The organism is Arthrobacter sp. SO5 (assembly GCF_020532805.1).
Taxonomy (GTDB): Bacteria; Actinomycetota; Actinomycetes; order Actinomycetales; family Micrococcaceae; genus Arthrobacter.
Genome location: NZ_MQTQ01000075.1, coordinates 46,102 through 71,442, shown reverse-complemented (window position 1 = coordinate 71,442; position 25,341 = coordinate 46,102). Strand labels below are relative to the sequence as shown.

Sequence of the window (25,341 nt, the reverse complement as noted above, 5' to 3'; positions counted from 1 at the left end):
GGGCCCGCCACGGGAAATCCCCATGCCAGTAGTTCGCGCGGGGCGTGCCGGCGGTCTCGGGGTCATCTCCCCAGGTGAACCGCGCGCCGTCGAGGCCGCCCCGCGCGGCGAATTCCCATTCCGCCTCCGTCGGCAGCCGGGATCCGGCCCACCCGGCATAGGCCTGCGCATCCTCGTATGCGACATGGACCACCGGATGGTCGGCGCGCTCGGCGACTGACGTGCCGGGCCCGAACGGCCGCCTCCAGTTCGCACCCGGCGTCCACGCCCACCACTGGCTCAGGTGCGTCAGATCGACGGGACCGGGCGTTCCGGTGAAAACCATCGAGCCCGGGACGAGGTTCTCCGGCGGAGCGCCCGGGAACATGGCCGGGTCCAGCGGCCGCTCCGCGACCGTGCGGTATCCGGTCTCCCGCACGAAGCGTGCGTACTCACGGTTGGTGACCGCTGTCGGGCTGATCCAGAAGCCACCGACGCGCACCCGGTGCGCCGGGGCCTCTTCCGGGTAGTGCCGATCCGAGCCCATCGTGAACTCGCCGCTGTCGATGCGCACAAACCCGTCGGGGCCGGCGGTTGGCGTGGCCGGGTTCTGGTTCAATCGCCGCCCGCCAAAAACGCCTGCAGCTTCTCCACGGCCTGGTCGATGCTGAAGCTCGCGGCACGCTGGCGCGGCGGGAACTCCTCGAACGTGGCCAGGAACTGCGACATTAGCGCCTGCGCGGCGAAGACGAGGTAGGCGTTGGTGAAAAGCCAGTCGAAGTATGTGTTTGAGGTGATGTCAGCACGCTCAAAGGGGTCCGTGCGCAGGTTGAACACCTTAGGAATCCGCAGCTGCACAAAGGGTTCGAACCACACCTGGAGGGTGCCCTGCACCCGTTGCTCCATGAAGACGACCTTCCAGTGGTCATACCTCATTGCGAGCACGTCGCCGTCATCGGAGAAGTACACGAGCCCTTTGCGTGGGCTCTCGGTGACCTCGCCCGTGAGGTACGGCAAAAGGTCGTAGCCGTCGATGTGCACCTTGTAGGTGCGGTCACCGATGGACTTGCCCTTCTTGAGCTCCTCGACCGTGCTGGTGTCGCCTGCGGCGGCAAGGAACGTCGGCAGCCAGTCATGGTGCTGGATGATCTCGTTCGACACCACGCCTGCCGGGATGTGTCCGGGCCAGCGGATCATCTCGGGGACGCGGAACGCGCCCTCCCAGTTGGTGTTCTTCTCGCTGCGGAACGGGGTCATGCCGCCGTCGGGCCAGGTGTTCATATGCGGGCCGTTGTCGGTGGAGTAAACGACTATCGTGTCATCGGCCATGCCCAGTTCGTCCAGGTGGTCGAGGAGGCCGCCCACGAGCCTGTCGTGGTCGATCATCGTGTCGTGGTATTCCGATTGCCAGCGGCCGGCCTGCCCGACGCTCTCAGGCTTTGGGTGCGTGCGGACGTGCATGTGAGTGGTGTTCATCCACACGAAGAACGGCTCGCCGGCTTCGTGCGCGCGCCCCATGAAGTCCTTCGCGGCGTCGCTGAACTCCTCGTCGACGGTTTCCATGCGCTTCCTGGTAAGCGGACCGGTGTCCTCGATCCGCTGCCTGCCGCGCCGGCCGAACCGTCCGTCCGCCGTGTCGTCGTCCTCGTCGGCCGCCCAGGAGCGGATGATCCCGCGGGGCCTGGCCCGTTCGTTGAATCCGGGGAAATCCTCGACACTTGGCCAGTTGGGCGACTCGGGCTCCTCCTCGGCGTTCAGGTGGTACAGGTTGCCGTAGAACTCGTCGAAACCATGCGCGGTCGGCAGGAATTCGTTCTTGTCGCCCAGGTGGTTCTTGCCGAACTTGCCGGTCACGTAGCCGTGGGGCTTGAGGACCTCGGCGATGGTGGGATCCTCGGCGCGCAACCCGAGGTCAGCGCCGGGCATGCCGACCTTACTGAGTCCGGTGCGGAATACGCTCTGCCCGGTGATGAAGGACGCCCGTCCCGCGGTGCAGCTTTGTTCCCCGTAGGAGTCGGTGAACCGCATGCCGTCCTCGGCGATCCGGTCGATGTTCGGCGTCCGGTACCCCATCAATCCGTCGCTGTAGCAGCTCAGATTGGTGATGCCAATGTCATCTCCCCAAATGACTAGAATGTTCGGCTTCCCGTTCGGCATGACATTCCTCCCCGAGGCCGGCTGCACTGCCCGGATGGCCCCATCGCAAAGCCATGCCCCTTGTGCCCGACAATCTAGGGACGCGTACAAGTTCCGAGTGCGACGATCCTACGGCGCGACGGACCTGAGTCCTATTGCGTTTTGGGCGGGGCTAAAGCGGAACAGGGTGGGATCGATCTGACGCGGATGCCTGGCCGGTAGCCAGGAGAGCGACGGCGGGCAAGACAACCTGTCCGCTGCGGACCATTGGGGAGACAAGTCGTTCATACTCCCGGCGCATGACGGACTGCATCGCTGGCGTCTGGCTCGTAACAACTTTGCCAATCCCTCCGACCCCACCTGCCGGGCCGGCCCAAAGGTCCTCGGCATCGATGCGGAACTCCCACGTGAGGGTTGTTGCTTCGACGCGGCCGAAGCCAGCGCCGGTCAGCAGCTCCGCGAGTCCATGTTCCGTGCGTTCGAAATCCTTGGTGGGCGGCAAATGCTGCGGGGGTGGCGTATCTGCACCGCTTGCTTTGATGACGTCGGCCCACAGGGCGTTTATGGCCGAAGGTTTCGACGGCCAGACCGTCACGCCAACGACCCCGTACGGCACACAGACGCGCATGAGATCAGCGACTGCGGCGCGGGGATCGCCAACATGGTTGACGACGAAATTAGCCACGACGGCGTCGAAGGTACCCGGCTCGAACGGAAGATCGGGGACGGCACCCACGCAGAGGGCCGCTTCAGGTGCTGTTGCGCGGGCTAGGGAAAGCATCTCAGCGTCCGGGTCAACGCCGGTCACGCTTGCGCCACGGCCGGCCGCACGGGCGGAGAGGGTTCCGGTGCCACACCCCACGTCCGCCAGACGTTTCCCTGCAATCTCGCCGATGACGTCCTCGATGGCGTCCAGCAAGGGCACGATCGCTCCAGCGCACAAGTGCGCGAAGCTCCTCGAGTACGGTGGGCCCTTGCCCGCCCAGTTGCTCGTGCCCCGTACATCCGAACTAAGAGTCATTAATCAATCCTTGCATTTCCGTGTCGGTTCACCTTGCCAGCCTGATACGGAGACGAAAGAGTGCAGGCTCAGCCCGGCGGGGAGTTCACCGGAATTACGCTGCACTGCTCCCGAATAGGCGGGCAGTGTCTTGGCCAGGGCATTCAGGGCGACCCGGGGGAGCCGCCGCCGTGGCACTTCCCTGGTACGCGGTCCTCACCCTGCCCGTCCTTTTCGACGCCGCGGGGCGTCGGCAGGGCGATGAGGGCCTGATTTCGGTCGACGGCCCCCGGGGCCGGCACACCAGAGCCTGGCCCGAGCCGCAGGACTTGTCCGGGTGGAAGGCTCCTGCGACCATGGCGTAGTGAACAGGCCTATCGGATACTGGGTCAAACGCCTGGATGCGGCACTGGAGAGCCTCCTCGATTCCTCACTTTCCCGGCTCGGGCTGAGCATACGGCAGTGGCGGGTCCTCAACGTGCTGCGCTCAGGTCCCGCCTCGCCGGCGGAAATCGAGGACACCCTGCGTCCCTCAGCCACTGGCGGTGCCGCGCAGCAGCACGACATGGCCGGGCTGGTGCGAAACAACCTCGTGTTCCTGCTGGACGGCCGCTTGGCCCTGACCGATGCCGGTTTGGCACTGCATGCTGAGGTGTCCGGGCTTTTTGAAGACACAGCTCGTGAGTTGACCGCGGGCATCGGAACGGATGAGTATGCCACGGCCGTCAGCGTCCTGGAACGCATGAGCAACAATGCCGACCGGCTTGGGCCGCCGTAGGGAGCTCTGTCGTCAGTGGTGATCACTGATGTCCTCCATACGAGGGGCGGCATTCCTATTTCAGGACGACGCCGGTGGAGTGCGCTACGATTCCGGTGCTCTGGGTGCGTCCACTGACGTCGATTTGTAACCGGCGCCGCTGCAGGGGTGCTTCCAGGGCGGCGGACAGGTCCGGCAGGGTGGACGATTCGAGATGCCGCAGCAACTCCCGGACGTCGGCCCTGTCGTTGACGGTGACTTTCAGGGTCAAGTCCGGCTCTTCGGCGGTTCCTCGTAACATGGCCGAGGAACCAACCACACCGGGCAGGGTGTTGACCTGGTTCTCGACGGCAGTGGCCAGCACGGACGGGTCGCAGATCGTGCGGCCTTGGGCGCCGTCGTCGTCCAGACGGTAGGCGTCTGCCGGGTTCTTCCGGGGGATCTGCGCGATGATCCACACCAGTGCCAGCACAGCGGTAAGAACACCGATGACCAACAGGACCGACACCGCCGAGGGCTGGCTGAAGAACGGATGCAGGTCACCGGAAACGACCTTCCGCCCGGCCGGTGGGGTGTTGGCGAGGGTGGGCAGTATTCCCGAGGCCTGCAGGAGCAACGCGAGGCCGGCGGCCAGGACAAGGATGCCCAGGATCGCCAGCAACGTGCGGTTCAAGGTTCCGGCTGTCTGTCGCATCGGAATCCTTCCTTGGGTACATTGAGCGCTACCACGGGGGGGGGTGGGATTCAGCGCTTGGATTCGACGGTGGCGGTGACGTGGGGGACCGGGTCCAGTCCGATCGCGTTCAAGCGCTCCCGGACCCCATCGGTGACGCGGGTACTCAGATCTCCTGTGTTCCGCAGGGACGTCTTCACGCTCAGGTGCACGCGCTTGTCCGTTGCGGTTGCTGAAGCCGATCTGACACCGTCGATCCGCGCACACTGTGCCTTCGCCACTTGGGCCACGGCACGGCTTGTCATCACGGTCTCACGTTCGTTCGCCCGGACCCCAACGCCGGCGTCATCGGCATCCCGGACCGTCAGTGCGTTGAACCTGCCTGGGATGAGGGCGCACAACAGGAGGATCAAACCCACCACGACGGCGGCTATCCCGACACCCCACACGTCCGGACCGTTCCATGCCAGCACGGCGAGCCAGTCACGTGGCCCCTGCAGAAGCGTGGACCAGGTCCCGTCCATCAACCGTGCAACGGTCAACCACACCAGGGCGACGCCGGCGGCCAGCAGCAGGATCCCGACGATTGACGCTGGAACGGTCCGGCTGGGCCGGCGTCGCAACGGGGTGGATTGGCCGTCATTGCGACTCATAGCAGTCTCCTTCGTCCGCGGCCGTCACCACGGTCGCTCGTCAGCCAGGAAACCTTGATATCGACCTGTCGGACTTCCAAACCGGTCAGTTCCGTCACCCTGGCGCCTATCCGCTGCCGCAATGCCTCGGTTGCCTGCCGTAACGGGACGGGGTAGAGCATGCCGACTTCAACGCTGAGGGTGGCGATGTTTCCGCTCAGTTCCACGGATGCCTTGGGGCGGGCGGAGAGGTCCGCATGGGTTCCGATGCCCAGGAAACCGCCGGAGGAACCACCGGCTAACGATTCATCACTGGCGACCTGACTGGCGATTTTCTCGATCACCTTATGGGCCAGCACAGTTTGCCCGCGGGAATCGATGTCACCGCTGCCGGTGTCATCGCCCACGGTGAACGGCAGCGCGTGCGCGCCTTGCGGGTTCATCGGCTTGATGCTCTACCGAACAGCGCCGCCATGTCCAGTTTCCCCTCCGCTACGCGGCCGACCACCAAACCGATGAAGCCCAGGACGATCGCGGACACCAGGGCCCACCAGCCGCCGAAACCCAAGACAATTCCGAGTACCAGGCCTATCGCCAGGCACCACCGTGTAGTAGACATAGCCATCCTTTTCCTTCTCGGCCTCACCCGGGCACCGGGCGAGGGTTGCAGTCCGGTGCTGTGAACTTACTGAAGTTCGGTCTTCTGATCCTGCTGTCCATGCTGGTCGTCGTCGGGCAGGTGCACATCGGTGACGTTGACGTTCACTTCCAGCACCTCCAGCCCGGTTGCGTGCTCGACCGCCTGGATGACATTGCGGCGGATGCCCTGACTGACGTCCACGATCGAGACCCCGTACTCCACAACGATCGAGACGTCAATGGCCGTCTGGCGTTCACCCTTTTCGACACTGACGCCGCCGCTGACATTGGTCTGCGACCCCGGGATGCGTTCGGTCATGGCGCTGAAGGCCCGCCGCCCTGCACTGCCCATGGCGTACACGCCCGGCACTTCGCGGGTCGCTATACCGGCCAGCTTCTGCACCACGGTTTCCTCAATCGTGGTGTTTCCCCGCTCGGTGTGCAGGGCATCGTGCCTTTTCGGCTGCTCGGCCGGGGCAGTGCGCTTCTGTTCCTCGGGGGTGGCCACAACGCCGGTGGCAGTTCCGGGGGTTCTTGGTGACTCTGTCATGGAAAACAACTCCTTCTCGAAGAGCGGGACTGTGCAGACACCGATTAAGACGAAATCGAGCTGGAATCGTCACGCGAGGGTGCAAAGAAATTCTTCCCAGGATGTCGACACAACCGGTTCCGGCCGATGCCCGGTTGTGGCATATTGGGGCCAAGCGCCGCCACACCACCGGACGGGACGGACAGCGCATGGATGATCACGGGCGCGGCTTCGACCCGGACCTGGACGAGGGAAGCATCGTCGCCCGCGCTCAAGACGGCGACCTGGCAGCGTTCGAACACCTGGTGGTTACTTATCAAGACAGGCTCTTCCGGCTGGCGTACCGGATGCTCAACGACCGCGGAGAAGCCGAAGACACCGTGCAGGAGTCGCTCATAGCCAGCTGGCGGGGTCTTCCCATGCTCGCTGACGTGAATGCCTTCGACGGCTGGCTTTACCGGCTGGCGACCAACAAATGCCTGGACGTGCTGCGCAAGCGATCCAGCCACGCGGAGAACATCACTGACCCGGACAACGTCTGCTCCCTCACCGAAGCCGGCGCCATCCGTGCACCCGCCGGATCTGACCCGGCCCACGAGGCCGAATGGTCCGCCCAGCAAGCCGGCCTGATCCTCGTGCTGAACACGCTCCCACCCGTACAGCGCGCCTGCTGGCTGCTACGGGAAATGCACGGGCTCACGTATGCCGACATTGGTGCCACACTGAAGATCAGCCCCGCAGGGGTGCGCGGCATGCTCGCCCGGGCACGGCATCAGATAACAGAAGGGATGAGCCAATGGCGCTAGGAGACATCCCCCGTTTGGGCTGCGGGCGCAGCATCGACCGGATCTGGGCCACCATCGACCAGCCCCCCACCGCGCACGAACAACAGTGTGAACAATGCCAAACCGCCCGGGCCCGGCTCAGCGGACTCAACGAAGCAACCCGATCACTGCGCGAAAGCGACCTTCGCAACCCCTCTCTCAAAGCCCACCCGGGAGTCACGAACGCCATCATGGACATCGCCCGCGCAGAGATCCGCCGCAGCAAAAGAATCCGCCTTCACAGCACAGTCAACGGCACAACCGAGATCAGCGAGCAGGCCTTGAGCTCGATCATCCGGTTCGCGGCAACAGCTGTCCCCGGCATTCACTCACGGCGCTGCCGCATCGAAGTACGCTCCACCGCCGACAACCTGTCCGCTACCGACAACCTGTCCGCTACCGACAACCTGTCCGCTACCGACAACCCCTCCGAAAACACGGGTACCACTGCCAGTACCGGCCCGCACCTCATAGTGAATCTTCGGGTTGCCGCCGCCACGGGCATCGACATCCCCCGCACCGTTGATGCGCTGCGGCACCAGATCCGCAACGCCATTCCGGCAGGTGTCGGTATCACTGCCGGAACCATCAACATCACAGTCGAGGACCTTTACGATGTCTGACCAACCCCTCAACGGCAAAGTAGTCACCAGCCAGCTGATCGCCTCCCTCGCCGCCCGCACCGCCCTGGAAACGCCCGGAGTCCTCAGACTCGAACCCACCATCACAGGTTTCGTGGCCCGGCTCGGTCCCGCGGCACTGCAAAACCTGCGCAACGCCGGAAGCCAGAACGGCACGTACCGACACGACGGCGTCGCCGCCACCATCAGCGACGGCACGGCACACGTCCGCCTCGACATCGCTACCGACATCGCCTATGTTGCCCTCAACGTTGCCGAAGCGGTTCAACAACGCGTGCGCGAGAGCATCAGCCACACCGGCCTCACCCCGGGCCCCGTCGATATCTGCATTCTCGCAATAGAACCCCGATCGTGAAAATGATCCATGCAGCCAGCGGGTCCGCGGCATTGGTTGACGCCGGACTAGCCCCGGGTGACACTGGCAGGGTGAGCGAAGCGGATAAGGAAACCATTGTCAGTGCGGTTGTCGACCGGCTGTCGGCCCGTTTTCCGGAGGCGCCCCGGCCGCATATCGCCGGCGTCGTGGGGGAAGAGTACGAGTCTTTGGCCGGCGGACGCATCAGGAGTTTCATCCCCACCCTGATTGAGCATGGAGCCAGGAACCGGCTCCATCGCGAATATTCATTCGAATCTCCCGACGGGCATTCTTAGGCCAACGCCGCATCACTGCGTTTCTTTTGCGTGTGGTCCTGCATCCGGCCGAGGATGGTTCGGCAGGGCGGTATCTGTGAATTCAGGAGCCGCAAAGCAGCCGGGTAGCTCCGGCCCGCCCGCAGCCGGGTCTCGGCTCGCTAGCTCACTCAGAGGCCTCGGCGTCCCACCCACAGCCCATGCAGCAGCGGAACCACCGACGCGATCATCAGCACGCTGCCGAGCACCGCGTCGTCCGCCCGGACCACGGAACCGGCGATGAGCAGGGCGCCGAATATCAGTGCCGACGCCGATCTCTGCGCCGTCCGGTCAAGCCGTGCCACCTGCCGTTCGAGGCGCGGGTTGGCCACGGACAGTGAACCGTCCTCGACTCGGGTGACAAGCCCGTCCAGGCGTTTCGGCAGACGAAGGGCCACCCCGGCTGCGTCGAGCGCCTGCTGAGCCACGTCCTGCACAATGTTGCCGCGCTCGTCGCGCAGCAGCTGCGCTGCATAGGGTTCGACCGAGTCCCACAGATTGAACCGGGCGTCCAGCGAGCTGCATACACCCGACGTCAGTGACATCGCGCGGATGATGAGGAGGAAGTTCTCGGGCACCTGGAACGGCAGCGAGCGAACCAGGTCGCCGAACTCCACCGCAAAATCGAGGAACTCCCGCGGGTCCACCTCGCGAAGCTCGGCGAAGCCCATCCCGCCAAACCGGGCGAAGAGGTGCGTCATCGCCCTTTCAAGCTCGGCCGTGTCGGCCGAGGGCACCAGCACACCGACGTCGCTGATCGCGGTCACCAAGCCCCTGCCGTCACGCGAGGCGGCCGCGATCAGCAGCTTCCGCAGGCCGCTGCGAGTGCTGGGCGTCACCTCTCCCATCATGCCGAAGTCGATGAATGTCAGCTTCCATGGGCGCCCGTCGGACGAATCGGTGACCGGGGTGACAAAGATGTTGCCGGGGTGCGGATCGGCGTGGAAAAAGCCGTTCGTGAACATCTGGTCGAACATGACCGACGCGAAAACCGGGGCGACCTGCGCAGGATCGATGCCCGCGGCACGGAGTGCCTCCGAGTCCGTGATCTTGATCGCCGTGACATCTTCGAGGGTGAGCACGCGGCGGGTGCTCCGCTCCCAGACGACGTCGGGCACAGTCACCCTGTGGTCGTCGGCGAAATCAGCGGCAAAGCGCTCCGAATTCGCCGCCTCCTGCAGGTAGTCGATCTCCTCAAGACTGATCTGTGCAAACTCCTCGACCAGTGCGGGCATGTCGGCGCGATCGGATACGAGGCGCACGTGGCTGAGCCAGCCGCCTACCTTGCGCAGCGCGGCCAGATCGACGTCGACAATCGCGTCGATGCCCGGCCGCTGCACCTTCAACACCACGTTATCGAGCCCGGTGTCAGTGGCATCGGTGTGACGAAGTTGTGCCCGGTGCGCCTGCCCGAGAGATGCGGCGGCGATTGGCGTCTCTTCGACGGAGGCGAACACCCGGTCCAGAGGCGCACCCAGCTCAGCCTCGGCCAGTGCACGGATTGCTGGGAACGGGACGGCGGGCACCTCGTCCTGCAGCCCTTCCAGTTCGGCGGTGATCTCCGGCGGGAGCACATCCAACCTGGACGACAGGAACTGACCAACCTTGATCATCAGCCCGCCAAGGTCCACCGCGAGCACACGGAAGCGCTGGGCGAAGCGCAGCATCCTCTTTGTCCGGTTGCGTTCGGTAACCCTGCCTAGCCCGATGCGCGGGAGGGCCAGCTCAAACCACCAGGTCACCGCGAGGTGCCACGCGGCGAAGCGCAGGATGCGACGGTAGCGGGCACGGGTGTTCCCGGCGCCGGATACCGGATCTGCTCGGTCCCGACGCACCGACCTCACCCCCGTCAGTCCTGGGCGAGGATCGAGTACAGCCGACGGCGTGCCTCGTCGAGCACCTTCACGGCCTCCTGCACCTGCGCCGGCGAGCCTGTGCGACCCACTTGGGCCGCGGCCTGCGCGAGCTCGACGCCAGCCTTGGGCAGCGCCGCGAACCCGGCGCCTGATGCCGTACCCGTTGATTCCCATGGCGCTGACGGTTCGGCACCCGCCACATCCTCCCGGCCGGCTTCGGTCAACGAATAGATCTTGCGGCCGTTGGATTCCTCGGCCCTGATGAGCCCCTCATCGGCCAGCAGCTGCAGCGTTGGGTAGACGGAGCCGGCACTCGGCTTCCAGCTGCCACCGCTGCGCTCCTCTATTTCACGGATGATCTGGTACCCGTGCATCGGACGCTCCGCAAGCAGGGCCAACACCGCCGACCGCACCTCGCCTCGACCCGCGCGCGTGCCCGAGCGCTTCTCAAACCTTGAACGCAACTCCTCAACGGCCTGCCACATGCCGTCGATGTTGTTGCCACCAAATCCGCCCGCCGGGTATGAATTACGCATCATGCTCTCCTTTGTGAATCGCGAACGATGTACAACGATAGTCAACGATACATCCCGGCTGCTCCGTCCAGCCAGCGTCGCCGGAACCAGACCAGCGCAGCCATGGCCCGGCTGGTACCCGGAGAGGGCAGGCGCTCCCGGACGTCGGCGACCGCAGCACTCCACACACCGTCCGAAAAGGTTGGGGTACGGGTGGGTCGTTCCGGCAATGACGGACATTGTCATCCCCATCTGGACTGCCAGGGTCAGTTCGGCCAGGGATGCACCGGACCGCAGTCCGACGATCGTGCCAGCCAGGATTCTTCCCCGCCGGTCTGCGCGGTGGGAGGGGTCCGGCATCACCGCTGCCCCCCTGGCAGGCAGTGGAAGAACGCTGCGCTGACGTCGTCCGATCGTCGGCGCGCGGATGGCACCTCCAGATCCGGGCCGGACAGATGATGCATGACGTGTGAGTCCCGCCCGGTTCGCTTTCTACGGATGGCCTCCGGCTTCATCCGGGTCGGACCGGACTTCTCCCACATCGGGCTCTCTCCGTTTGCGCCGGCGCCGCCAGACGATCACGAAGCCAAGAACGGCGATGGGGAGCAGCACCCAGCCGCCGATATCGAGAGCGTCCCCGATGGCGAGCGCCACACTCCCGGCCACGAAGGCGAGAACGCTGAGACTCGCAACCCAGGCGATGGACCCGGTCACGTTCCACAGCATGAACATTGGCCAGGGCATGCGGGCAACCCCCGCGGCGATGGCCCCCCAGAGCCGGACGACAATTACCCAGCGGCCGAAGAACAGCGCACTCCCGCCGTGCCGGGCGAAAAACGATTCCAGCTGGTCGATGCGGCGTTCGTCGGCATGGAAGCGCGTTGCAAGCCTGACCATCAGGGGACGCCCTCCTACCCGGCCGAGAATGAAGCCAATGGTGCTGCCGAGGATGGCGCCCAGGCTGCCGAAGGCGATCACGGCAGGGAGACTGAGGCTTCCGTTGCGCGCCGAGGCATATGCTCCGAGCAATACGGCGACGGCGGGAAGCGGAACACCGGCGCACTGGGCCAGCACGATCACAAACACAATGAAGTAATACCCCCATTGGTCCGCGATCCCCGCTTCCGCGGCGAGGATGCCGGCCGAGCCGAGCGCCAGGGTCCGGAGCAGACCTGATCCGGCCATGGCTACCGCAAACGGTTTCGGTGAACGATTCCGGTCGGCAGCGGGGCGGCAATCTTAGGCCGCGTCATGGCGCATCGGCCGGTGCTGTCGATACGGCTGCCGCTACCGGCAGTCCCGGGATCCGCTGCGTGAAGAAGAGCGCCGCGCAGGCAATCAGCGCGAGTATCGCCAGGGCAGCGTGCAGGCCGTCAATCCGGGCCTTCTCGTTCTCGTCAAGGGCCGCCTGGGTCACCTGCTCTGATGCGCCGGCGGCCTCCATCGCTTGCTGGAGATCGGCGTCTGAGAGGAAGGGGGCGCCCCCGGCCAGCTCGACGCTCGCCTGCGTCTTCACCGACTCCGGCACCGTGGGGTTCTGCTGGATGCCGGAGATGAAGGACGCACTCAGCACGGCGATTAGGACTGAGCCTGCGAGTGCTGTGCCGAGTGAGGCGCCAAGATTGGTGGCTGTGTTCTGCAGGCCGCCCACCTCGGGACTCTTCTCATCGGGCACGGCGGATACGGTCACGGCGCCGAGTTGGGAGGCGAGGGACCCAATGCCCAGGCCAATCAGCATGAGCGGGACGGAGACGACGGCGGCGTTGGCGTCAAGGTCAATCCCGGCCAGCAGCCCGAGGATGCCGGCAAGGATGAGGAGCAGCCCTGCCCGGGCAACGCGGCGCGGTGAGGCGTTGGGCAGCACCTTCGGGACACCCGCCGCGGTGAGGAGCAGGCCAACCGAGAGCGGCAGGATCCGCACGCCCGTTTCCAGGGCGGAGAGGCCGAGCACGATGGACAGGAACAGCGGGATAATGAAAAAGATGCCCGACTGCAGGAGGTACTGGAAGAAGAAGGTCGTGAGCCCGCCGGTCAGTTGGTGATTGCCGAACAGCGCCGTCTCGACCAGTGGCGCTTTGCCCTCGCGCTCAAGGCGTGTCTGCCAGCGGAAGAAGATCCACAGGATGAAGCTGCCCGCGAGGATGAGCCAGATGGTCGGAGAGAGTCCAAGCCACGACGGGCCGCCCGCCTTGGGTGCCACCCATCCCCACTCGGACGAGCGCAGCACCCCGTAAATGCCGAGAGCAAGTCCGGTGGCCGAAAGGAAGGCCCCGATGAAATCCAGGCGCGGCTGCTGCGCCGCCTGCTCGTCCTGGACTCGCCGGGCCATGAACAGGATGCCGATGATAATGACAACCTCGCCGACAAAAACGTACCGCCAGGAGAAGTAGGTGGTCACCAAACCACCGATGAGCGGACCGACGGCAACGGCCATGGCGCCCGCCGCGGCGACGAGGCCGTAGGCCCTCGGACGTTCCGTGCGCGCAAAGTTGCTGGCGACAAGCCCCACGATGGCCGGCATGATCAATGCGGCGCCAATGCCCTCGAGGAAGGACCACCCGAGGATCAGGACGAAGAGGTTCGGGGCGAGTGCCGTCGTGAGGGAACCTGCGCCGTAGATAACACAGCCGATCGAGAAGGCACGGCGGCGGCCGATGATGCTTCCGATCTTGCCGCCGACGATCATGAGGCAGGCCATCACCAGCGTGTACAGGGTAATGGCGGTCTGGATGCCGGTGACGGTTGTGCCGATGTCGCTGGCTACCGTCGCGATCGAAACGTTCATCACCGAGCTGTCGAGTGTCATGACGAACTGGCCCGTCGCCAGGGTCAAGAGCACGAATCCGCCAGTTGCCGCCGCTTTCGTGGGTGCACCGTCGTTCGCCATGACCACCCCTGTGCTGTCCGTATTCGGTAACGTTTGCTGCTGCCGCAGCGTCACTGGGAGTCCTCGAGGGCCAATTCTGTCCCCGCGAACATGGCCTATCTCTACCCCTGCAAGTGGGTCGCGTCAAGAGAAGAGGCGCGGTAAGGGTAGGGCGGCACCTCGCGGCGTAACGCTGCCGGCAACGTTTTCTCCTGCGACCCATCCGTGACCCGCATCACAGCGAAGTAACAGTGTCACCATCGTGGGCAGCCCTGTACTTCGCTGTTTGGGCTTAATCTGCCGGTTGGGGACCGGGCGGGACTACCGTCCGGAATGTCATGGTCTCAAAAATCACTCATGACAGGAGCACACCAATGTTCGAGCAGAAATTCATTACCGACGCACTGAGCCGCAGCGCCGAAAATCCGGTGGACCGGCGCATCCTGTTCCGGGCCGCCGGGATCGCAGGAATCGGCGGCGCTGCGGCACTGCTGACGAGCTCACCCGCCCAGGCGTCCAGAGACTCCAGAGACGCAGAGAAACCGGCCGGCGCACCCAGCGACGGGGCGATCCTGAACTTCGCCCTCAACCTGGAGTACCTCGAAGCGGAATTCTATCTGCGTGCTGTCACAGGCCGCGGCCTGAGCGACGGGCTCACGGACGGCAAGGGACGCAAGGGCGGGGTCACCGGCGGCGCGAAGGTACCGTTCAAGTCCGGCGGCCTGATTGAAAAATATGCCAAAGAAATAGCCGCCGACGAAGAATCCCACGTCAGGTTCCTCCGTGCCGCGCTGGGCAGCGCCGCTGTCTCCCGGCCCCAGATTGACCTGGAGGCCAGCTTCACTGCCGCCGCACGGGCAGCGGGCCTGATCAAGTCCGGACAGACGTTCAACCCCTTCGCGGATGAAACCAGCTTTCTTCTGGGCGCCTTCATTTTCGAGGACGTCGGCGTCACCGCCTACAAGGGTGCAGCTCCGCTGATCGACAACAAGACTTACCTCGAAGCCGCCGCCGGTATCCTCGCTGTCGAGGCCTACCACGCCGGCATCATCAGAACCACCCTGTATGCGCGCGATCTGCAGATGCCCGCTAAAGCCATCTCCGATGCCCGGGACAGCCTCGACGGTTCCACCGACCTCGACCAGGGAATCGGCACCAAAGACACCGCCAACCTCGTTCCCACGGACGGCAACGGCCTTGCCTTCAGCCGCAGTGCCGGACAGGTCCTGAATATCGCCTACCTGACCCCCAAGGCAGCACGCGAAGGCGGGTTCTTCCCCAAGGGCGTGAACGGCGAGATCAACACCAGCGCCGCAAGCTCCTAACACCGACACCGGCAAAAACATACCGGGGGCAGGGGAAGGCAGAGGCCCGAGGTCTCAGCCTTTCCCTGCTGCGGCAGTCGGCGCCGCGTGAAAGCCGGCCCGAGCCTCTGAGGAGGAATCGATGGGTGCGGTCTTTGTGACCGGCGCTACTGGCACCGTCGGATCAGCCGTCGTGGAACAGCTGCTCGCCCGCGGCCAGGAGGTCATCGCCGCAGTCCGCGGCGGCGGTGATGGCTTACCGGAAGAAGCGGTGCACCGCCCGTTCGAGTTTGGTGCGTCCGCCGCAGTGCTCGATGCGGCGTTGGAGGGCGCCGATCGGCTGTTCCTGATGCGCCCGCCCGCGATCGCCGACGTGCAGGGGCAGTTGTTTCCGGTGATCGACGCCGCGCAGCGACGCGGCATTCGTCAGATCGTCTTCCTGTCGCTTCAGGGGGTGCAAGCCAACCGCAAAACCCCGCACCACGCCGTCGAGCATTACCTGAGGCACGTCGATGCTCCGTACACGTCGCTACGGCCGAACTTCTTCATGCAGAACCTGTCCACCACGTACGCGCGCGAGATCCGCGAGGAGGGGAGGATCTACGTGCCCGCGGGCCGATCGTTCACCGCGTTCATCGACGCCCGGGACATCGGGCGCGTCGCCGCTGCCGTGTTCACCGAACCCGGCCACGAGCGAAAGGCGTACACCCTCTCCGGAGAGCAGTCCCTGACCTACCGCGGGGTCGCCCGCATCATGACAAAAACACTCGGGCGGCCCATCGACTACGCGGACCCCGACGAGACGGATTACCTGGCCCACCTCGCCGCGCAGGGTGCACCGCAGGACTACATCGACGTGCAGCGAATGATCTACCGGATCGTCCGACTGAACCTCTCCGCCTTCCCGAGCAAGACCGTCCGCCGCCTCACCGGAGCACCCGCCACCACGTTCACCCAGTTCGTGGAGGATCACCGCACCGCATGGGACTGACTGCCACGGGTTCGTCCGGATGAGGAGTGTGGCTCACAGCTGTCGGTAGTAGTCCATCACTGGGTCTGTTTGATTCGGTGGGGTGTTGCTGAACATGTGCTCGGGCGTCCGTCGAACGCATGTTTTCCACGCGGACCCGGATCCCGGCAGTTGGCGGCGCGGACTGGTTCGGGCTACTCGGCGGATGGCCGCCGTCGTTGCCGTTTGGTCGCTGCCCGCTGTTCCTTGGCGGCGAGGCGCCGGTGGTTCGAGCCACGGCTGGGTTTGGTCGCCCGGCGGTGGGCAGCTTCGGGAGCGAGACCCGCTGCCACGACGTCGGCGAGTTTGGCCAGGGCGATCTCGCGATTGCGCAGCTGGGAGCGCCGCTCGGAGGCGGTCACGGTGATCACCCCGGCGATCAGACGTTGTCCAAGACGGGTCAGGAGCATCAGCCGCTGACTGTCTGAAAGCGCCGCCGAGGCGCCGACGTTCCATGAGAGCTCGACGCGGCTGTCCGAGGTGTTGACGTGTTGACCGCCTGGCCCGGACGATCGCGAGAACCGCCAGCCAAGTTCCGAGGCGGGAATCGTGAGCGCGGGCAACACCTCCAGATCCATGACATCAGCGTCGCACAATATAGGCGTAATCGAAGACCCCATCCCCTGCAGGCTCAAAGATAATCGTCCTACGGCGGGGGAGATACTTTCGGGCGTTGGTCCAGCCCGGCATCGTCAGGAAGGCGGTCCGGCCGCTGTCATGTGACCGTGAGCGTTCCTTGCATATTGGAGTGGTAGGTGCAGTGGAAGGTGTAGGTGCCTGGCTTGGCGGGGGCGGTGAAGGTGACGGACTCTCCGCCTTTCACGATGACGTCGAAGGAACCGTCGTCCGCGGTCACGGTGTGGGCCTCGGTGTCCATGTTCATCACAGTCAGCGTGGCCCCGGCGGGGACGCTGTCCACCGCTGAGTAGGCGAAGGACTGGATGTGGATGGTTGTAGCGGCCGGGGTGCCCGCAGGAGCCGAAGTGGTCACCGAGGGGGAGGCCGGCGGGGTCGAGGTGGCCGGGCTCACGGACGCAGAGGCGGACGACGGCGGCGACGTTGCTGGCCCGGTGCTGCTGCTCCCGGCGCCGCTTCCGCAGCCAGTGACGCCCAGCGCCACGGCTCCGGCGAGGAATGCAGCAGCGAGGCGGCAGGATTTGGTGCTGGTCAGGTTCATGGTGTTCCCTCCGGGAAACTGCATCGGCCGCTCAGGTGTGAGCATGCCCGGTGTCAGGCGGGGCGGCTGGCGGTGAGGTGGGCGTAGACGACCGTGTTGTCCAGGTAGTCCCCGGTGGCAGGATCATATCCGCCACAGGTGATCAGCCGGACCTCGGGCCTGTCTGCATTTCGGTAGACCTCCACGGTCGGGAAGCTGGCCTTGCGGTAGGTCTCGACTCTGTCCACGGTGAACACGGACGCCGTGCGGTCCGCGAGGGTGACGGTGAATTCCTCGCCGGCGGCCAACTCGTGGAGGCGGTAGAACACCCCGACGGGGCCCTTTGTGGAGTTCACATGGCCGAGGATGATCGCCGAGCCCGCCTGTCCGGGAACCGGGGAGTTGTTGTACCAGCCGGCGGGGGAGCCGGGTTCCCCTGGCGGGATACCGACTTCGCCGTTGTCCTGTTTGCCGAGTTGCATCAGCGGGGACGTGACCCCAATGGCGGGGACGTCCACACTGACGGGCACGCTGACGGGCAAAACGGAGGGATTTGCGGGGGCTGGAGCCGGCGGGCCGTCCGGAGCTGCAGTCGGCGCTGCGGATCCCGCCTGTGCTGTCGGCGTGGACTGTGTGGAGTTTCCGGCGGAAGCGGTAGCGGCAGGTGCGCCGGCAGGATTCCCGCCCCCGGCCTGGAGCCCGGATCCGCACGCGGTGATTCCGCCGGCCAGAATCAGGGCGGCCGCCGCGGACGCAATCGTACGTCCGCGGCGGCCTTTCATTTCAGATGCCATCAGGCCCTGCCCTATTTCAGGCCTTGGCGCTCATCCGGCGGCGGACTGTGTAGGCTCCGCCCGCTGCCAGGAGCAGACCGCCGCCGGCAGCCAGCAGTCCCATGTCAGGGCCGGCGGGGGTAGCCGGAGCCTTGATTCCCGTGCCGGGGGCCCCGGCAGGCATCGCGGTGAGCGTCCCGCACAGTGCCGGTGACGTAGCGGCCAGCGGCAGGGACGGGACGAGGTCGCTGGGTGCCTTTTGGGCCTCGGGGGACAGGGTGGCGGGGTCCAGGCCGTGGACGACGACGACGGCGGTGCCCCCCTTGAGCGCGGCGGAGGTCTTTGCGTCCAGGGTGAAGGTCCGCTGGTAGGTGTAGGCGGCGCCCATGCCGGCCACGGCCAGGTTGGTGCCGGCGGCCGGGCTCGTGTCGCCGCTGGTGGACAGGGTCGCTCCGATGCCGCCGTAGTTCGGGGCGCCTTCGGTGGTGCTGATGACGCCGTCCTTGTTGGTGTCGGCGGACATGTCGGGGCAGGTGCCTTTGGCGCCGATGTGGATGTGCTGGACGTGCGGGTAAGGCTTGCCGTCGAACGTGGCGGCGAGTCCTGAGACTTTTTCGGTGACGGTGGCTTGGTCACCGCTGACGGTGATCATCACCGTGCCCGTGGCGTTGCTGCCGTTGATCGCGGCAAGGTTTGCCTGGAAAGTATTGTCGTCGGCCGCGAGGGCCGGGCTGGTGGAGAGGGCGAGCACGCCCAGGGCTAGGGCGGGGGCGATCAGGAATGCGGACTTCTTCATGATGGGTTCCTCCGATGACAATGGCCGTTCCCCTGGTGGGCACGCCATGGTTGTGACACTAATGCTTCGTAGTGATCCATGTCACGGATTGGACATTTCCAATTTCTTTATTTGAGACTTCGCTCCAGAATCGGAGATCAGGACCCGGCCGGCGGATGTTCGGCCCAGCAGGCCAGGACGGCGGTCGCTACCTGGTAGGCGAAGGCGCCCCGGGTCACACCGTGCGGGCCGACGGTCGCCGTCAGCTTCGTTGCTTCGACGGTGAGGGTCATGTTGTCCTTGGCGAACACCACGAGGCCATCTCCCGTTTCGAAGGCCGGCAGCCCGAGGTTGGTCAAGCCTTGAATCGGCACGGCCGACGGTGTGTTGTGCTGGAGGGCGTCAAACTGAGCGCGCGCCGAGGGCGCGTCCGTGGACTCCTGCACCGCCAACACCAGGGACCCCGCCGGCAACGTGTAGGTGCACGTGTAGAGCCGGTTCGCCCACGTATCGGTCGGCTTGGGGGGCTCGGCCAGGGAGAGGACCTTGGCGATGTTTTCCCGCGTTTCGTCCGAGCACGCCATCCGTGCGGCCGTCGAGGGGGAGTCCCCGGCGGCGCCTGGCACCGGTGCGGACGGACCCGTGGACGAGGGAACGGTTCCAGGCGCGGCCACCTGGGCCGGCGTGTCCTGCGGTCCGGAGCTAGTGGGGCTGACACCGCCCGCACCGGTTGCGGCGGAGCATCCGGTCAGCACCAGCGTCGATACCGCCGCAGCTGCCAGGGCCGTCCTCAGGCGTCGGGCGCGCCGGCCGGTGCAGATCCTACTTCTCATAAGGCGCCTTCCAGAGATTCCGGGACTGACGAACATCAGCCTTCCCCAGCCATTCGTTGCCGGGCACTCCACGGACCGGTGAAGTCGAGATGGTCCGAGTAAGCCCGTCGTCGCTATTACACCCCATCTTCCACCATGCAGTCACGGCGCCTAGGGCCACGGCACGGGGTGATTACGAAAACCTTTTGTACCCTAATTTGTTTTAGGTAAGCCTTATCTAATAATATCGTCCGGGTGACCACGCAGATTGACTTCATGCGGGTGCCCTTTGCCGCCGATCTGGCGAGCTACGGGGACAGACCCGCCATCCTCACCGACACCCTGGTCCTGACCTACCGGGAACTGGCGGAACGCGTCGATGACCTGGCCGTCCGGCTGGGCACGGAGCGGCGCCTCGTCGCGCTGACCGCAGGCAACGATCCCGACTCCTTGGTCGCCTATCTGGCAGCGCTGGCGGGCGGGCACCCCCTGATCCTCTTGCCCGAGGACAAACCGGCCGCTCTGGAATCCCTCCTCGCGGCCTACGACCCCGACGTCGTCATGCGGTCCGGGAACGGCGGGACCGTGCTGGAGGAACGTCGGCCCGGTACACGGCACGAGCTGCATCCGGACCTGGCGCTTCTGCTCAGCACATCCGGATCCACGGGCTCGCCGAAGCTCGTCCGCCTCTCCCACGCGAACCTGCAAGCCAATGCCGAATCGATTGCCGAGTACCTGAACATCGGCCCGGATGACCGTGCCGCCACCACGCTCCCCATGTCCTACTGCTACGGATTGTCGGTGATCAACAGCCACCTGCTCCGCGGCGCCGGGCTGGTCCTCACCGGCCTTTCTGTCGTTGATCCGTGCTTCTGGGACCTCTTTCGGCAGCAGGGGGCTACGGCCTTTGCGGCCGTGCCGTACACCTTCGAGCTGCTGGAAAGGGTGGGGTTCGCCGGCATGGAGCTGCCCGACCTGCGCTACGTCACCCAGGCAGGCGGCCGCATGGCGCCGGAATCGGTGCGGCACTACGCCGAGCTGGGCCGCCGCAACGGCTGGGAATTTTTCGTCATGTACGGCCAGACAGAAGCAACTGCCAGGATGGCCTACCTTCCTCCTGGGCTGGCGGCCGAGCTCCCGGGTGCCGTCGGCATCCCCGTACCCGGCGGATCGTTCCGGATCGACCCCGTGCCGGGACTTGAGCACGGCGAACTTGTCTACACCGGCCCCAACGTCATGCTCGGCTATGCCCGCAGCCCGGCGGACCTCGCCGCTGGCCGCACCGTCACCGAGCTCCGCACCGGCGACCTCGCCAGGAAACATCCTGCGGGAGTCTACGAAGTAGTGGGGAGGCGCGGCCGGTTCGTCAAGATCGTCGGACTTCGTGTTGACCTTGGGCAGGTGGAGCGGCTTCTGGCCGACCTCGGAGTGCGGGCCGCCAGCGCGGGAACGGACGACGGCGTCGTCGTCGCCATTGAAGGCGACCACGACGCACAGCTGCTGGGCAAGGTGCTCGCCCAGGGCGTGGGGCTGCCGCGGGCAGCCCTTGAGGTACACGCCGTCGAGCGTCTCCCGCGCCTGGCGACAGGAAAACTGGACTACCAGGCTGTGCTGGCCCTGTCCCGGCCACAGCCTGCACCCGTGACGGAAGCCGGCGGAACAGACAGCGTCCGGAAGATTTTCCAGGACGCCCTGGAATGCGCCGACATCGCCGACGGCGACACGTTTGTCTCGCTGGGCGGGGACTCGCTGTCCTACGTGGCCGCGTCGGTCCGGCTGGAACAAGCCCTGGGCCATCTCCCGCCGGACTGGCATGTGACGCCGGTCCGGGACCTGGAACCGCGGCCCCACACGGAACCGGTCCGGAAGCGGCGGCGGTACTTTGCCCGGCTCGAAACCAGCATTGTGCTGAGGGCTGTGGCTATCGTCCTGATCGTCAGCACCCACGTCGGCCTGTTCAGCTGGCAGGGAACGGCCCACGTGCTCATGGCCGTGGCCGGCTTCAACTTCGCGCGCTTCCAGCTCGCCGGAGAGCGGCTGCCGCGGCTGCGGCGGCAGCTGGCCAGCCTGGCCAGAATCGTCGTACCCAGCATGGCGTTCATTGGGGTCGCCTATCTGATCACCGACAACTACTTACCTGCCAATATCCTGCTCCTGAACGCTGTCCTTGGGCCGGCAGCGGTCACCACGCAGTGGCATTTCTGGTTCATCGAGATACTCGTCTACCTGCTCCTGGGAATGACAGCGCTGCTGGCCTTTCCCTGGGCCGACCGCACGGAGCGGCGCTTCCCGCTGCTCTTTCCCCTGGCGCTGACCGGCGTCGGGCTGCTGACCCGCTACGAGCTGGTGAACCCCGGGGTGCCGCACACGGCGCCGGCCCTCTGGCTGTTCACTCTCGGCTGGGCCATTGCGCGGTCCCGGACGGTAGCCCAGCGCTGCGTTGTCTCAGCGATTGCGGTCCTCACCGTTCCGGGGTTCTTCGACAACGCGAACCGGGAATACACCTTGCTCGCTGGGATACTGCTGCTTATCTGGCTGCCCGGCATCCCGGTGCCGAAGGGCCTACGACGCCTCACGGTGGTCCTGGCGAGCGCCTCCCTCTACGCGTACCTGGTCCACTGGCTGGTCTTCCCGCTCTTGGCCGGGATCAGTCCAGTTCTGGCCGTCGCGGCCTCTCTCGCCGCGGGGATAGCCTATTGGGCGCTGTGCATGCGTGTGGTCAACGCGGTCACCCGCCGGCGGACCCGCCCGAAGAACCCGGCCAAACCCGTTCCGACGACCTGACGCTATGTCCCGCACTGCTGGCTGCGCCTTGCCGCCTCGCGCAGATAGGCGGCTCTGGGCGAGATCTGGCTGGTGCCGTCGAGGTGCCGGTACACGCGGAGGGCACTGACTTCACCGGTCGCGTACTGGATGTTCTCAGGTTCTGCTCATACCGGATGGGACATACTTCCACTATCAAGGAGGGGGTCCCTGAATGAGGATTCTGATCGTGGAAGACGAGAAAGGCCTCGCCGAAACAATCCGCCGCGGACTGACAAATGAGGGCTTTGTCGTGGAAGTGGCGCACGATGGGGTCAGCGGGCTGTGGGCGGCGACGGAAAATCCCTACGACGTGATCCTGCTGGACCTCATGCTGCCGCTCAAGAACGGGTACGCGGTCCTGAAGGAACTCCGGGAGCGCAAGGTATGGACCCCGGTGCTGATGCTCACGGCGAAGGACGGCGAGTACGATCAAACCGATGCGTTCGATCTCGGAGCCGATGACTACCTGACCAAGCCTTTCAGCTTCATGGTGCTGGTGGCCCGCATCCATGCCCTGATCCGCCGCGGTGCACCTGAACGGCCCGTGGTCCTGACGCTGGGGACGTTGACGCTGGACCCGCGCAACCGCACCGTCCGCCGGGGGGACACCGCGGTCGGCCTCACGGCGCGCGAATACGGACTCCTGCACTACCTCATCCGCCGGCATGACCAAGTCGTGTCCAAGGCGGAAATACTGGACAACGTGTGGGACCCGGCGTTTGAGGGCGGAGATAACGTTGTGGAGGTTTACATCGGTTATCTGCGGCGGAAGATCGATGTTCCCTTCGGGGTGCACACGCTGGCCACCGTACGCGGAATGGGCTATCTGCTGAGCGCCGACAAGGATGCGGGAGCGGCAGCCCGACGGTCCTCCGAGCGGTAGGTGGGGTGCGTCCTCAGGGCATGGCGGCGGGGAAGGCCAACTCGAAGCGGCAGCCGCCGGTGGGGCTTTGGGTGGTCCGGATGGAGCCGTGATGGGCGGACATGATTCCTTCTGCGATGGCCAATCCGAGTCCGCTTCCGCCGCCTTCGCGCGACCTGCTCTCGTCAAGCCGGACGAATCGTTCGAAGATCCTGCGCCGATCAGCTTCGGGCACCGGGTCGCCGTCGTTGTCTACGGTGATCAGCGCGCCAGCTCCGCCCGCCCCAGTAGTCAAGTTGATTTGGATCTGCGAGCGGGCATGCCGGTTGGCGTTGTCCAGCACGTTTCGCAGTGCCTGTCCCACCCGGCGCGCGTCCCCGGTGATCCGGGCGGGCGTGAGGTCAAGAGTGATGAGGTGTGGGCTTGTGGCGCGCAGACTCCGCGTTTCGCGGTCGACGACGTCGTCTAGGTCAACTTCCGCCGAGTTGAGCCGCAAGCCGCCGTCGTTGGCATTGGCGAGCGTCAGCAGGTCCTCCACAAGGTAACGCATCCGGGAGGTTTCCTCCGAGATGATGTCCGAGATCCCGTGCCAGGTCTCGCCCGAGGGGTCGGCCGCGGCAATCTCGACCCCCGCGCTCAGCGTCGCCAAAGGGCTGCGGAGTTCGTGGCTGGCGTCGGAAACAAAGCGGCGTTGTTCGCGGTCCGATGACTGAAGCCGTTCCAGCATCTTGTTCATGGTCACGGCCAGGGCCTGGATTTCGTCGCTGGTCTGCGGAACGTCCACTCTGCCGTCCAGGCGCCCGCCGTCGATTCGGGATACCTGCCCGCGGATCCTTTCGACCTGTTGCAGGGACCGCCCCACCAGCAGCCAGACCGAGACGGCCACCACAACAAGCAGCAAGGGGGTGGCGCCGAGGAGGAACCACGACACAGTGCTAACCGTCTCCGTCAAAACCCGAACCGTGGACGCGACGACCACAGTGTAGATTCCGCGGTCCAGACGCACAGCGCTGGCGATGATCAGGAAGTGATCCGCGTCCCCGATGCTCTCCAGTCCTGACACCTCCTGCTTCAGGGTCTGGTTTGGACCCGGGCGCAGGGTCGTTAGCGGCATGTGCGCCGCCGTCGGCACCGAGGCTGCAATGACGACGCCGGATGGGTTGAGGAGCTGGACGATCTGCCCTGAGTGCGCGGTCGCGGTCAGGTACAGTCCCGCCTCGTCGACATCCTGATCCCGCACCTGCGTGATGACGTCCTCGGCCTTGCGCTGCGCGGCCGTTTCCGTGGACGAGATCAGCGATGTCTGCAGCAGCACGAGCAGCGTGAGCCCGCCGATCAGCAGTGCCACCGCGACCACCACGACGGCTGTCGCTGTTGCGCGCTTGCGCACTCCCCAATGCTTGGCGCTGAGCTGGGAGGCGCCCGCGACGGCGTCGTCTGTCATACGCCAAGGATGGTGCACACCTTGAACGCCGACAACCTGGCGGCCCCCGATTCTCAGGTCCGCCACAGGATCCCTTAGGGGAATCTCAGCGGATTCGGCCCACACTGAACCCGGGCCCTAACACCATCCGCAATCCCCATCAAGAAATCGAAAGGCTGAACCGTGAAGACCGCCGGCGGGAACACAGAACTGAAAACCACAGGGGCCCGGCCGCGGCCCGATGGCACCAACGTGGTCACCCCGATCGGGGAGGGCGCCTTACTGCGCGTACAGGTTCTGGAGATTATCCAGGAGGTACTCAGCGGCACCTGCCCCGAACAGGCCGAGGCCCGGGCCAGACTGCGGACCCACGTCGAAGGCAACCCCGGAGCGCCGGAGCGGGCCATCCTCAAACACCTGATGACCAGGTAGCAACGCGCTGGGAACGCGGCACTTGCGGCGCATGGGGGACTCGAGGCGAGAGGAAGGACAGGCCCGGGCATGGGGACAGCTGACCGAAACGGCAGCAGTGCGGCCTTCAGCCGCAGGGCCTTCACCCTCGCTGCCGCATTGGCGCTCGCCGGGTGCGAGAGTCCAGTTCGGCAGGGAGCGGAGCGACGGCGGGAAGCTGTCCCCGGTGCGAACCGGCCGCCGGCGGGCTCCCAGCCAGGCCTTGCGACAAACCACCCTCCGAACCCGGCACCAG

The 25,341-nt window shown here is 65.6% G+C and carries 29 protein-coding genes and 1 pseudogene; 11 read left to right on the top strand and 19 right to left on the bottom strand.

The genetic code is table 11. From position 1 onward, the window contains the following. From BJG92_RS14575 to BJG92_RS14565, 3 genes are all read right to left on the bottom strand, one after another. On the bottom strand, window positions 1–598 hold a 598-nt coding region (locus BJG92_RS14575; RefSeq protein ID WP_374199807.1), incomplete at its 3' end, for an SUMF1/EgtB/PvdO family nonheme iron enzyme. Continuing rightward, window positions 595–2,136, bottom strand: coding sequence for an arylsulfatase (locus BJG92_RS14570; protein ID WP_232084714.1), 1,542 nt, complete (start codon window positions 2,134–2,136; stop codon window positions 595–597). The genes BJG92_RS14570 and BJG92_RS14575, both read right to left, overlap by 4 nt. Before the next feature lie 151 nt (window positions 2,137–2,287). Further along, complete coding sequence (locus tag BJG92_RS14565) at window positions 2,288–3,136, bottom strand: class I SAM-dependent methyltransferase (protein WP_232084713.1); 849 nt, start codon at window positions 3,134–3,136, stop codon at window positions 2,288–2,290. 170 nt (window positions 3,137–3,306) lie between these two features. Between BJG92_RS14565 and BJG92_RS14560 the strand changes: the two genes are divergently transcribed. Together BJG92_RS14560 and BJG92_RS14555 are read left to right on the top strand one after the other, a co-directional pair. Then, window positions 3,307–3,480: a hypothetical protein gene (locus tag BJG92_RS14560; protein ID WP_232084712.1), complete on the top strand. Its 174-nt coding sequence runs from the start codon at window positions 3,307–3,309 to the stop codon at window positions 3,478–3,480. After that, a complete protein-coding gene (locus BJG92_RS14555; protein ID WP_232084711.1) occupies window positions 3,480–3,893 on the top strand; it encodes a MarR family transcriptional regulator in 414 nt (137 codons plus the stop codon). Before BJG92_RS14560 ends, BJG92_RS14555 begins: the two co-directional genes overlap by 1 nt. A 55-nt stretch (window positions 3,894–3,948) precedes the next feature. Here BJG92_RS14555 and BJG92_RS14550 read toward each other — a convergent pair whose 3' ends face one another. From BJG92_RS14550 to BJG92_RS14530, 5 genes are all read right to left on the bottom strand, one after another. Next, on the bottom strand, window positions 3,949–4,566 hold the full coding sequence (locus BJG92_RS14550; protein WP_232084710.1) for a hypothetical protein: 618 nt from the start codon (window positions 4,564–4,566) through the stop codon (window positions 3,949–3,951). A gap of 50 nt (window positions 4,567–4,616) precedes the next feature. Further along, complete coding sequence (locus BJG92_RS14545) at window positions 4,617–5,198, bottom strand: DUF6286 domain-containing protein (RefSeq protein WP_232084709.1); 582 nt, start codon at window positions 5,196–5,198, stop codon at window positions 4,617–4,619. Further along, window positions 5,195–5,620, bottom strand: a complete 426-nt coding sequence (locus BJG92_RS14540; protein WP_232084708.1) for an Asp23/Gls24 family envelope stress response protein — start codon at window positions 5,618–5,620, stop codon at window positions 5,195–5,197. The genes BJG92_RS14545 and BJG92_RS14540 overlap by 4 nt, the downstream gene beginning before the upstream one ends. Continuing rightward, window positions 5,617–5,796, bottom strand: a complete 180-nt coding sequence (locus BJG92_RS14535) for a hypothetical protein (protein WP_232084707.1) — start codon at window positions 5,794–5,796, stop codon at window positions 5,617–5,619. Before BJG92_RS14535 ends, BJG92_RS14540 begins: the two co-directional genes overlap by 4 nt. A 66-nt stretch (window positions 5,797–5,862) precedes the next feature. Further along, window positions 5,863–6,366 (bottom strand): Asp23/Gls24 family envelope stress response protein, encoded by a 504-nt coding sequence (locus BJG92_RS14530; protein WP_232084706.1) that lies wholly within the window; start codon window positions 6,364–6,366, stop codon window positions 5,863–5,865. A gap of 101 nt (window positions 6,367–6,467) precedes the next feature. On the opposite strand from BJG92_RS14530, the gene BJG92_RS14525 reads away from it, so the two are divergent. The 4 genes from BJG92_RS14525 to BJG92_RS14510 all read left to right on the top strand — a co-directional run bounded on the left by BJG92_RS14525 (window position 6,468) and on the right by BJG92_RS14510 (window position 8,461). Further along, a complete protein-coding gene (locus BJG92_RS14525) occupies window positions 6,468–7,151 on the top strand; it encodes an RNA polymerase sigma factor (protein WP_232084705.1) in 684 nt (227 codons plus the stop codon). Then, a complete protein-coding gene (locus BJG92_RS14520; RefSeq protein WP_232084704.1) occupies window positions 7,142–7,792 on the top strand; it encodes an Asp23/Gls24 family envelope stress response protein in 651 nt (216 codons plus the stop codon). Before BJG92_RS14525 ends, BJG92_RS14520 begins: the two co-directional genes overlap by 10 nt. Further along, a complete protein-coding gene (locus tag BJG92_RS14515) occupies window positions 7,785–8,165 on the top strand; it encodes an Asp23/Gls24 family envelope stress response protein (protein WP_232084703.1) in 381 nt (126 codons plus the stop codon). The genes BJG92_RS14520 and BJG92_RS14515 overlap by 8 nt, the downstream gene beginning before the upstream one ends. Window positions 8,166–8,236: 71 nt before the next feature. Then, a complete protein-coding gene (locus BJG92_RS14510) occupies window positions 8,237–8,461 on the top strand; it encodes a three-helix bundle dimerization domain-containing protein (protein ID WP_232084702.1) in 225 nt (74 codons plus the stop codon). A gap of 149 nt (window positions 8,462–8,610) precedes the next feature. Here BJG92_RS14510 and BJG92_RS14505 read toward each other — a convergent pair whose 3' ends face one another. The 5 genes and pseudogenes from BJG92_RS14505 to BJG92_RS14490 all read right to left on the bottom strand — a co-directional run bounded on the left by BJG92_RS14505 (window position 8,611) and on the right by BJG92_RS14490 (window position 13,737). After that, window positions 8,611–10,323, bottom strand: coding sequence for an AarF/ABC1/UbiB kinase family protein (locus tag BJG92_RS14505; RefSeq protein ID WP_232084701.1), 1,713 nt, complete (start codon window positions 10,321–10,323; stop codon window positions 8,611–8,613). A gap of 5 nt (window positions 10,324–10,328) precedes the next feature. Continuing rightward, the gene (locus BJG92_RS14500) at window positions 10,329–10,871 is read right to left on the bottom strand and encodes a PadR family transcriptional regulator (protein ID WP_232084744.1); all 543 of its coding nucleotides are present in this window, start codon (window positions 10,869–10,871) and stop codon (window positions 10,329–10,331) included. A 186-nt stretch (window positions 10,872–11,057) separates the two neighbouring features. Next, a pseudogene (locus tag BJG92_RS18635) lies at window positions 11,058–11,210 on the bottom strand (hypothetical protein); the annotation flags it as partial. A 132-nt stretch (window positions 11,211–11,342) separates the two neighbouring features. Next, a complete protein-coding gene (locus BJG92_RS14495; RefSeq protein WP_232084700.1) occupies window positions 11,343–12,035 on the bottom strand; it encodes a DedA family protein in 693 nt (230 codons plus the stop codon). A 64-nt stretch (window positions 12,036–12,099) separates the two neighbouring features. Further along, window positions 12,100–13,737, bottom strand: coding sequence for an MFS transporter (locus BJG92_RS14490; RefSeq protein ID WP_232084699.1), 1,638 nt, complete (start codon window positions 13,735–13,737; stop codon window positions 12,100–12,102). 353 nt (window positions 13,738–14,090) lie between these two features. Between BJG92_RS14490 and BJG92_RS14485 the strand changes: the two genes are divergently transcribed. Then, the gene (locus tag BJG92_RS14485; protein WP_232084698.1) at window positions 14,091–15,041 is read left to right on the top strand and encodes a ferritin-like domain-containing protein; all 951 of its coding nucleotides are present in this window, start codon (window positions 14,091–14,093) and stop codon (window positions 15,039–15,041) included. Between the two features lie 121 nt (window positions 15,042–15,162). Continuing rightward, window positions 15,163–16,011, top strand: coding sequence for an SDR family oxidoreductase (locus BJG92_RS14480; protein WP_232084697.1), 849 nt, complete (start codon window positions 15,163–15,165; stop codon window positions 16,009–16,011). Between the two features lie 173 nt (window positions 16,012–16,184). Here BJG92_RS14480 and arfB read toward each other — a convergent pair whose 3' ends face one another. The 5 genes from arfB to BJG92_RS14455 form a co-directional block, all read right to left on the bottom strand. Beyond that, window positions 16,185–16,607 carry an alternative ribosome rescue aminoacyl-tRNA hydrolase ArfB gene (arfB, locus tag BJG92_RS14475; RefSeq protein ID WP_232084696.1) on the bottom strand — a complete coding sequence of 141 codons (423 nt, stop codon included), beginning with the start codon at window positions 16,605–16,607 and terminating at the stop codon, window positions 16,185–16,187. Between the two features lie 137 nt (window positions 16,608–16,744). Beyond that, window positions 16,745–17,206, bottom strand: coding sequence for a cupredoxin domain-containing protein (locus BJG92_RS14470; RefSeq protein ID WP_232084695.1), 462 nt, complete (start codon window positions 17,204–17,206; stop codon window positions 16,745–16,747). Between the two features lie 53 nt (window positions 17,207–17,259). Continuing rightward, window positions 17,260–17,967, bottom strand: a complete 708-nt coding sequence (locus BJG92_RS18430; RefSeq protein ID WP_269462037.1) for a class F sortase — start codon at window positions 17,965–17,967, stop codon at window positions 17,260–17,262. A 28-nt stretch (window positions 17,968–17,995) separates the two neighbouring features. After that, window positions 17,996–18,754: a hypothetical protein gene (locus tag BJG92_RS14460; protein WP_232084693.1), complete on the bottom strand. Its 759-nt coding sequence runs from the start codon at window positions 18,752–18,754 to the stop codon at window positions 17,996–17,998. A 137-nt stretch (window positions 18,755–18,891) separates the two neighbouring features. After that, window positions 18,892–19,566, bottom strand: a complete 675-nt coding sequence (locus BJG92_RS14455) for a hypothetical protein (protein WP_232084692.1) — start codon at window positions 19,564–19,566, stop codon at window positions 18,892–18,894. Between the two features lie 234 nt (window positions 19,567–19,800). Between BJG92_RS14455 and BJG92_RS14450 the strand changes: the two genes are divergently transcribed. Further along, window positions 19,801–22,329: an AMP-binding protein gene (locus BJG92_RS14450; RefSeq protein WP_232084691.1), complete on the top strand. Its 2,529-nt coding sequence runs from the start codon at window positions 19,801–19,803 to the stop codon at window positions 22,327–22,329. 193 nt (window positions 22,330–22,522) lie between these two features. Continuing rightward, window positions 22,523–23,233, top strand: a complete 711-nt coding sequence (locus tag BJG92_RS14445) for a response regulator transcription factor (RefSeq protein ID WP_232084690.1) — start codon at window positions 22,523–22,525, stop codon at window positions 23,231–23,233. A 13-nt stretch (window positions 23,234–23,246) separates the two neighbouring features. On the opposite strand, the gene BJG92_RS14440 is transcribed toward BJG92_RS14445, so the two are convergent. Then, window positions 23,247–24,656, bottom strand: a complete 1,410-nt coding sequence (locus BJG92_RS14440; protein ID WP_232084689.1) for a cell wall metabolism sensor histidine kinase WalK — start codon at window positions 24,654–24,656, stop codon at window positions 23,247–23,249. 162 nt (window positions 24,657–24,818) lie between these two features. Here BJG92_RS14440 and BJG92_RS14435 point away from each other — a divergent pair, with 162 nt between their 5' ends. Continuing rightward, entirely contained in the window at window positions 24,819–25,067 is a 249-nt protein-coding gene (locus tag BJG92_RS14435; protein ID WP_232084688.1) for a hypothetical protein, read from the top strand. Window positions 25,068–25,341 lie beyond the last annotated feature (274 nt).

What these genes read in the sequence shown, in the direction of transcription:
- BJG92_RS14495 (WP_232084700.1), bottom strand. Translation starts at nt 12,035, where the DNA reads ATGGCCGGATCAGGTCTGCTCCGGACCCTGGCGCTCGGCTCGGCCGGC.
- BJG92_RS14455 (WP_232084692.1), bottom strand. Translation starts at nt 19,566, where the DNA reads ATGAGAAGTAGGATCTGCACCGGCCGGCGCGCCCGACGCCTGAGGACG.
- BJG92_RS14565 (WP_232084713.1), bottom strand. Translation starts at nt 3,136, where the DNA reads ATGACTCTTAGTTCGGATGTACGGGGCACGAGCAACTGGGCGGGCAAG.
- BJG92_RS18430 (WP_269462037.1), bottom strand. Translation starts at nt 17,967, where the DNA reads ATGAAAGGCCGCCGCGGACGTACGATTGCGTCCGCGGCGGCCGCCCTG.
- BJG92_RS14500 (WP_232084744.1), bottom strand. Translation starts at nt 10,871, where the DNA reads ATGCGTAATTCATACCCGGCGGGCGGATTTGGTGGCAACAACATCGAC.
- BJG92_RS14490 (WP_232084699.1), bottom strand. Translation starts at nt 13,737, where the DNA reads ATGGCGAACGACGGTGCACCCACGAAAGCGGCGGCAACTGGCGGATTC.
- BJG92_RS14570 (WP_232084714.1), bottom strand. Translation starts at nt 2,136, where the DNA reads ATGCCGAACGGGAAGCCGAACATTCTAGTCATTTGGGGAGATGACATT.
- arfB (WP_232084696.1), bottom strand. Translation starts at nt 16,607, where the DNA reads ATGGATCTGGAGGTGTTGCCCGCGCTCACGATTCCCGCCTCGGAACTT.
- BJG92_RS14485 (WP_232084698.1), top strand. Translation starts at nt 14,091, where the DNA reads ATGTTCGAGCAGAAATTCATTACCGACGCACTGAGCCGCAGCGCCGAA.
- BJG92_RS14515 (WP_232084703.1), top strand. Translation starts at nt 7,785, where the DNA reads ATGTCTGACCAACCCCTCAACGGCAAAGTAGTCACCAGCCAGCTGATC.
- BJG92_RS14470 (WP_232084695.1), bottom strand. Translation starts at nt 17,206, where the DNA reads ATGAACCTGACCAGCACCAAATCCTGCCGCCTCGCTGCTGCATTCCTC.
- BJG92_RS14525 (WP_232084705.1), top strand. Translation starts at nt 6,468, where the DNA reads ATGTCGACACAACCGGTTCCGGCCGATGCCCGGTTGTGGCATATTGGG.
- BJG92_RS14550 (WP_232084710.1), bottom strand. Translation starts at nt 4,566, where the DNA reads ATGCGACAGACAGCCGGAACCTTGAACCGCACGTTGCTGGCGATCCTG.
- BJG92_RS14460 (WP_232084693.1), bottom strand. Translation starts at nt 18,754, where the DNA reads ATGAAGAAGTCCGCATTCCTGATCGCCCCCGCCCTAGCCCTGGGCGTG.
- BJG92_RS14520 (WP_232084704.1), top strand. Translation starts at nt 7,142, where the DNA reads ATGGCGCTAGGAGACATCCCCCGTTTGGGCTGCGGGCGCAGCATCGAC.
- BJG92_RS14440 (WP_232084689.1), bottom strand. Translation starts at nt 24,656, where the DNA reads ATGACAGACGACGCCGTCGCGGGCGCCTCCCAGCTCAGCGCCAAGCAT.
- BJG92_RS14540 (WP_232084708.1), bottom strand. Translation starts at nt 5,620, where the DNA reads ATGAACCCGCAAGGCGCGCACGCGCTGCCGTTCACCGTGGGCGATGAC.
- BJG92_RS14480 (WP_232084697.1), top strand. Translation starts at nt 15,163, where the DNA reads ATGGGTGCGGTCTTTGTGACCGGCGCTACTGGCACCGTCGGATCAGCC.
- BJG92_RS14445 (WP_232084690.1), top strand. Translation starts at nt 22,523, where the DNA reads ATGAGGATTCTGATCGTGGAAGACGAGAAAGGCCTCGCCGAAACAATC.
- BJG92_RS14545 (WP_232084709.1), bottom strand. Translation starts at nt 5,198, where the DNA reads ATGAGTCGCAATGACGGCCAATCCACCCCGTTGCGACGCCGGCCCAGC.
- BJG92_RS14530 (WP_232084706.1), bottom strand. Translation starts at nt 6,366, where the DNA reads ATGACAGAGTCACCAAGAACCCCCGGAACTGCCACCGGCGTTGTGGCC.
- BJG92_RS14535 (WP_232084707.1), bottom strand. Translation starts at nt 5,796, where the DNA reads ATGTCTACTACACGGTGGTGCCTGGCGATAGGCCTGGTACTCGGAATT.